A 6,456-nucleotide genomic window follows, 5' to 3' on the forward strand; every position below is an offset into this window, starting at 1 on the left:
ATTAGCCGCCGATACCCAGTTCGCGGGCGACAGTGGCGAAGATCGCGATCGCCTGGTCGATCTGTGCGGCATCATGTGTCGCCATGACCGAGGTTCTCAGCAGCGGGTGCTGGTCGGGGGTCGCGGGGGGCAGGCTGAGATTGACGTACACGCCCAGATCCAGAAGCCGGTTCCAGAACTGTACTGCCTGGCCGACCTCGTCCAGCACCACCGACACCACCGGGCTGGCCTGTGGGCCGGTGCGCAGTCCGATCGCATTCAGGCCGGCATGAAGGCGCCGGGCATTGTCCATCAGCCTGTGCCGGAGATCCGGCCGCTGCTCCAACTCGCTCAGTGCGGCCATGGTGGCGGCGATGACATCGGGCGGAAGCGACGCGGTGAACATGTAGGGCCGCGAGCATAGCCGAATCAAATCCAGCCCGTCCTGGTCGGAGACGCAATAGCCGCCGACCGTGCCCAGGCTCTTGGAGAAAGTGCCGACGACGAAATCGACATCGTCCTCGACCCCGCAGGCTTCGGCGACGCCGCGGCCATGTTCGCCCATGACGCCGACGGAATGAGCCTCGTCCGCCAGCAGCCAAGCGCCGGTCTCGCGCTTTACTGCCGCGAATTCGGCCATCGGTACCACGTCGCCCATCATCGAATAGATGCCTTCGACGACGATCAGCTTGGCGCCCGGCGTGCCGTCCAGCCGCCGCAGGCGCTTGTGCAGATCTTCGGGGTCGTTATGGCGGAAACGGATGACCTGTGCCTGGCTGAGGCGGCTGCCGTCATAGATGCTGGCGTGGCTGTCGGCATCGAGCAGCAGGTAATCGTCCTTGCCGGCCAGGGCCGAGATCATGCCCAGATTCGCCTGGTAGCCCGTCGAGAATACCATGCAATGCCGGCGGCGGAAGAAGGCGGCGATGCGCTCTTCCAACTGGCGATGCAGGCCCTGGGTGCCGTTGGCGATGCGCGACCCGGTCGTGCCGACGCCATGGGTGCGCAGCGTGTCGATTGCGGCCTCGATCGCTGCTTCGCTCTGGCTGAGGCCCAGATAATTGTTGGTGCCGAACAGCAGGGTCTCACGCCCTTCGATCACGCCCACAGTCGAGGAGACCGGGTGGTCGATCACGACGGAAAACGGGTTACGGCCTCCGCCATTGGTCACGGCCGCCAGCGAACGGGCCAGCGGCTCGTATTTGGTGAAGATCGACATCGAGTCAGTCGCCCTGCTTCAGCGATACGATGCAGTTGGCCAGGTCGTCGATGGTGCGGATGTCGGCAAGCCGGTCGAGCGGAACGGACACGTCGAGGGAATCCTCGATTTCCATCACGAAATTCATGACCGCGAGTGAATCGAAGGCCAGGTCTTCGACGATCTTGCTGCTGCCGCTGATGTCGCGGGGAACCTTGGGATTCGCCAGCAGCGTCTGGATGATCAGGGCAGAGACGTCCGCGACCGTTTCACTCATTATAAATGCATCCTTTTCGCGGGAGCCGTCCCTGTATGACGTGCCCGAACCCCGCCTGCCATATCGGAGGGCCAGGCAGTCTGGCGGACTGCTTGGCCCCCTCTCAACAAAAGAGGATGTCCTTATATCGAAATCCGGTCGATTGGCCAGCATCGAAGCGGGGGCCTGTCGCAGGACAGCCCCCGCGGATCATGCGACCGATGCGGTTTCGCTGACGGAGTCGAAGGCACCCGACAGCAGCATGGCCTTGGCCCGCGCGCGGGTCAGCTTTCCAGACGAGGTCTGCGGCAGCGTATGGGGCGGGACCAGGATCACCGAGACATCGACCCCGTGCTGGCGGCGGAACAGGCTGGCGGCTTCGTTGCGCAGGGTTTCCCGGGCCTCGGGGGTGGAGGCGCGGCACTGGATCAGGGCCACGACCTTCTCTCCCTTTTCCTGGTCGATCGAGAAGACGGCGACATCGCGGCTGCGCAGTGCGCCGATTTCGGTCTCGGCCGACCATTCCAGGTCCTGCGGCCAGATATTGCGGCCGTTGATGATGATCAGGTCCTTGGCGCGGCCGGTCACGACCACCTGGCCGTCGATCATGTAGCCAAGGTCGCCGGTGTTCAGCCAGCCGCTGGAATCCAGGACACGCTGGGTTTCCTGGGGCTGGTTGAAATAGCCGCGCATCAGGCTGGGACCACGGACGAATATGGTGCCGACCTTGCGGTCCGGCAGGGACCGGCCGACGGGGTCGCGGACCTCCAGTTCATGCTCGGGCAGGACCTTGCCGCATAGGATGAATGTCCTGAGGGCATGGGACGGATCGTTCGACGGGCGGGCGATGCCTTGCGTTTCCAGGAAACGCAGATCGACCGTGTCGGTCTGTATGCCGGTATGCAGGGGCACGAAGCTGATGGCCAGCGTGGCTTCCGCCATGCCGTAGCTGGCGGTGAAGGCGCGCCCGTCGAAGCCCGATGCGGCGAAGCGTTCGGAGAACTCTTCGAGGATATGATGGCGGATCATGTCGCCACCGATGCCCGCCACGCGCCAGCAGGAGAGTTCGAGCGTGACCGTCGAGGCACGGCGCGCGCACAGTTCGAAGCCGAAGGACGGGCTGTAGGAGATGGTGCCGCGATTGCGGCTGATCAGGTCCAGCCAGACATGGGGACGACGGGCGAATTCGCGCGTTGGCAGCATGTCGACGGTCAACTGGCAGGTGACCGGCGTCAGGAAGAAGCCTACGAGGCCCATGTCGTGATACAGCGGCAGCCACGACACGCATCGGTCGCCGGTTTCGCGGACCTTCAGGCCGTCGCGGGCGATCGCGCGGGCGTTTGCCATGCCCGATTGCTGGGTGACGGCGACGCCCATCGGGAAGCGGGTGCTGCCCGAGGAGAATTGCAGGTAGGACAGGTCGTCCGGCGCGACGGTGGGCAGCGCGACCGGGCCGACCGGCAGGGCCATCAGGTCGGCCGGGCGGCCGCCGAAGCGCAGGTCGAAGCCTTCGACGATCTCGTCCGTCCAGCTGGCGATGATATCGGGGACGATCACGGCGACGGCGCCGGCGCTCTCGATCATGCCCCGCAGGGTCGTCACATAGCCTTCGCGGCCGCCGAATGCGACCGGCAGCGGCAGGGGCGCCGGCACCAGCCCGGCATATTGGCAACCGAAGAAGATGCGGGCGAAATCGCCATCGCTTTCCGCGACGATCGCGACCCGCTCACCCGGACGCAATCCCAGTGTCAGCAGCCGTCGTGCGACGTCCAGCGCCTGTTCGCGCAGCGTCCGGTAGGGGAGGGACTCCAGCAGTTGGCCACGGCCGGAATAGACGTTGAATCCCGCGTCCCCAAGGGCCGCGTAATCCAGGGCTTCCGGAAACGTTGCAAAATCGCCCAGGCGTCGCGCCTGACCAGAATCTGTCGGAGTCGGATAAAGTGTCATTTCAGGTAACGAATCTTCCACCTGGAGCATGTAATCAAGGCAGGTTTAAAGCGAGGGCGAAGGCGTACATGAATGCGCCTTCCCAAGGAATTCTACGATGGCATTTGCGCCAATCGGCGCTGTCGGCCCGATATCCGCAAGACCGAAGGTCTCGCGTATATACGATTTCTGGTGGTCAAGGAAATCCGGGTGTCCGGCGACGGCACCATCCAGGGCCTGATCAAGCCTGTCCGTCGTATCGATCACCGGCCCCAGGGACCAGAACAGATAGTCCGGATTGTCGTGCCATTTCGTCCCATGCGCGTCAAGAAACAGACAGGGACGCGGCTCGATCAGAAATTCGGCCACCTGGCTGCTGACATCGCCCAGATAGAGGTCGGCGGCCATGGTATAGGTCATGTCGACGCTTCTGGTGCTGCCCGGATCGATGAGCATGTGCGGTATTCCCTCATAGGCGCGCAGGATGCTCGCAGCTTTGTCGCGATGTGCGTCAAACAGCCGGTAATGCGGCGCGAAAACAAGATTGTATCGGTCCTGATTGGCAAAATAGTCCAGAACTTGAGTGCCCAACCTATACCACGATGTCAGCCGCGGATTGAAATGCGGATTATAGAGAACAGTCGGGCGTCTGTTGCCGAACAATGGCGGGGCGTTGCTATGCATCAGGCGCACGAGATCGAATTTGGCGTAGACGCCCGTGACATAGTGCCCGGGGCGAAGCGCGCCTTGGGTCAGAAGGCGCGTTTCCAGCTTTCTGCCTGCCATCAGGATAAAATCGAAATGTCGGACGTCGCGGGCAAAGCCGACCGCACGGTCTCCGGCGCCGTGGCGGGTCCAGATCAGACAGGGGCCGCGCAGTCCCATCCTGCGCAGATAGAGCGATGTACGCTCTGGGACGACAATAGCCTGAAACGTCTCGAAATAATTCTTGTTGAAAAGCAAGGCTGCCAGTTTGGTCAGGACGCTGGGCCCGCGATGGGTCAGTTGCCTCCGTAATGGGCCGGGCAGGGTTAACCGTTCATAAACGACCTGCGAGTCGGGATAGAGGCTGGCCAGGCCCTTTATATAGGCCTCCTGCTCGTCGGTCAGGCAGGCGATGTGGACCCCGATGTCCGGGTGCCGGCGTGCGATCTCCATGGCGATCGGCAGGGAATGCGCGACCTGGTGGGGTTGGGCAATGAAGGGAAAAACGATGCGCATCGGGATCAGGCCGGGTCCAGGTGGGACGTGTCGGGGGCGGCTGGCCTGCTGGATGTGGGCGCCAGTGCCCGGCGGGCATGCAATGCCATGGCAAGTTGCATGAGCACCAGAACAATCGCTCCACCGACGTTGGCGGGACCGACGCCTTCCAATCCATAGGCATGGATCAGGATCATCAGCACCGGCAGGAAGAAGACGACATCCACGCACCGCGCGATCACGACGGCGCCCGCGCGGCGGAACGTCATCAGCAATGGTTCCAGCGGCAGGCCGCATATCGCCACGATTTCGGCGCCGAGCATCCACAGCATGATGTTGACGGCCGCCGGGTCTCGCGTGCCGATCACCAGGCCCAGCAGGGGGTGCCCCAGCAGCAGTGCAAAGATCATCAGCAGGCAACCGATTCCTCCGGCCGCAAGGCTGGACTGCCATGCCAGACGGTACATCCGCCCGGTTGCCCCATCCCGCCACAGGGTGGCCATTTCGGGATAGAGGGTCTGCTGCATCATGGTTCCGGGCTTGGCGATGCCGGCGGCGATCTGGCTGGCAATACGGTAATAGCCGGCGCTGACCGGGCCCAGCACGCTACCGACGATCAGGGTCGTCACGTGGCTGAAGACCAGGGAAAGGGTGGCATTGGCGTTGGTGATGAAGGCGAAGCGCCAGATTCCCGGAAAATCGACGGCGATCCTGCCTTTCACTAGATCGGGGACGATATCCGTCATTCCGATCCAGAAGCCCGTCATGAGTTCTCTTTTATGCAGTTCACGCCATGCCAGGCCGAACAGCACCGTAAAGGACAGGATTTCGGCCAGCATCCAGATTAGCGCCAGATGCGCGAAGGAGGCGCCGATGGCCGGGAGGGCCAATGTTCCGAGCAGACGCACGATCGTTGCCGTGCTGCCCTGCGCGGCCAACAGATCGAAGCGATTGAGAATTCGGAGTACGCCGGTTGGCGTGGCGGCGGCCATGAACAGGGGCGTCAGGCTGTAAAATGTGCCGATCGGGCGCAGCAGCGGCGGCCAGCCGAGAATTTGCCCCATCGTCAGGCTGGCGACGACCGCGATTGCGCAGCCTGCCACGCCCCCGATCAGATCCAGGATCAGGCTGAAGCGCAGGATGCGATGGAAGCGTGGCAGGTCTCTGTCGCTGAGGGGCTGGAAGCCGTACTGCAGCACGGTCTGCCAGGACTGGAAATCCACCAGGTCACCGATGGTACGGGCAAAGGCGTAAAGCATGACAACAAGGCCGAAGCCGTATCCGCCCAGCAGGTGGATGGCCAGCGAGGCATGCAGCAGGCTGAGTGGGGCGTTGAGGGCCCGTCCGCCGAGCAGAACTCCCAGATTGCGGAATGCGCGTCGGAGGCCGCGTGGTTCATTGGTAGTGTCAGGGATCGGTGCGGCAACGGACACGAGGAGATGGAGCCTGCTTTGTCAGTGGAGATGAAGACGGTCGCCCGAGAGCGGCCGATGCCTATCAGATAGGGGAGGCGACCGAGAATGTGAAAGGCGACGGCGATGCAAAACGCCCCCAAAGCCGCGGGGGAGGGGCGAGTGGCCTTGAGGGCGCGAAATTGGGATTGGCGGTTTTCCGGGGTATCTCGCCAGCCTGAGCAACTTTTTTGTTTTTTTTTGAGTTCCTGTGTTGACGGTGTTTGGGGTGGGGTGTAGATCGCTGTTCACCGCCGGGGCTGAGGTTCTTGACTTGGCGGTTTGGACCTGCTAGTTTCTTTGGCCCTGCTGGGTTGAGTGGATGACTAGGCAGCGTTCTTTGACAATAGAATATGGAATGGAAGGGATATGTTGGCGGCGTTCTGGCGGCCTGCGGAAGCGGGTTGTTGAGGGATTGGTCTGGTCTGGGTTTAGCCTGGGTTTGA

At 62.8% G+C, this 6,456-nt stretch carries 5 protein-coding genes; all 5 read right to left on the reverse strand.

What is annotated here, in order from left to right:
- Position 1 precedes the first annotated feature (1 nt).
- The gene (gene spt, locus HLH27_RS15265) at positions 2-1,198 is read right to left on the reverse strand and encodes a serine palmitoyltransferase (RefSeq protein ID WP_182950898.1); all 1,197 of its coding nucleotides are present in this window, start codon (positions 1,196-1,198) and stop codon (positions 2-4) included.
- Positions 1,199-1,202: 4 nt separating this feature from the next.
- Positions 1,203-1,454: an acyl carrier protein gene (locus HLH27_RS15270; RefSeq protein ID WP_182950899.1), complete on the reverse strand. Its 252-nt coding sequence runs from the start codon at positions 1,452-1,454 to the stop codon at positions 1,203-1,205.
- A 189-nt stretch (positions 1,455-1,643) separates the two neighbouring features.
- Positions 1,644-3,380, reverse strand: coding sequence for a fatty acyl-AMP ligase (locus tag HLH27_RS15275; protein WP_182950900.1), 1,737 nt, complete (start codon positions 3,378-3,380; stop codon positions 1,644-1,646).
- 45 nt (positions 3,381-3,425) lie between these two features.
- Positions 3,426-4,580, reverse strand: coding sequence for a sensor domain-containing protein (locus HLH27_RS15280; RefSeq protein ID WP_182950901.1), 1,155 nt, complete (start codon positions 4,578-4,580; stop codon positions 3,426-3,428).
- Between the two features lie 5 nt (positions 4,581-4,585).
- Positions 4,586-5,992: a lipopolysaccharide biosynthesis protein gene (locus HLH27_RS15285; RefSeq protein ID WP_182950902.1), complete on the reverse strand. Its 1,407-nt coding sequence runs from the start codon at positions 5,990-5,992 to the stop codon at positions 4,586-4,588.
- Between the last annotated feature and the right edge of the window lie 464 nt (positions 5,993-6,456).

Origin of the sequence: Gluconacetobacter takamatsuzukensis, from assembly GCF_014174275.1 — a bacterium.
GTDB classification, from domain to species: Bacteria; Pseudomonadota; Alphaproteobacteria; order Acetobacterales; family Acetobacteraceae; genus Gluconacetobacter; species Gluconacetobacter takamatsuzukensis.

Bases quoted from the DNA above. Each gene is read 5' to 3' on its own strand.
- spt (WP_182950898.1), bottom strand. From the start codon at position 1,198: ATGTCGATCTTCACCAAATACGAGCCGCTGGCCCGTTCGCTGGCGGCC.
- HLH27_RS15275 (WP_182950900.1), bottom strand. From the start codon at position 3,380: ATGACACTTTATCCGACTCCGACAGATTCTGGTCAGGCGCGACGCCTG.
- HLH27_RS15280 (WP_182950901.1), bottom strand. From the start codon at position 4,580: ATGCGCATCGTTTTTCCCTTCATTGCCCAACCCCACCAGGTCGCGCAT.
- HLH27_RS15270 (WP_182950899.1), bottom strand. From the start codon at position 1,454: ATGAGTGAAACGGTCGCGGACGTCTCTGCCCTGATCATCCAGACGCTG.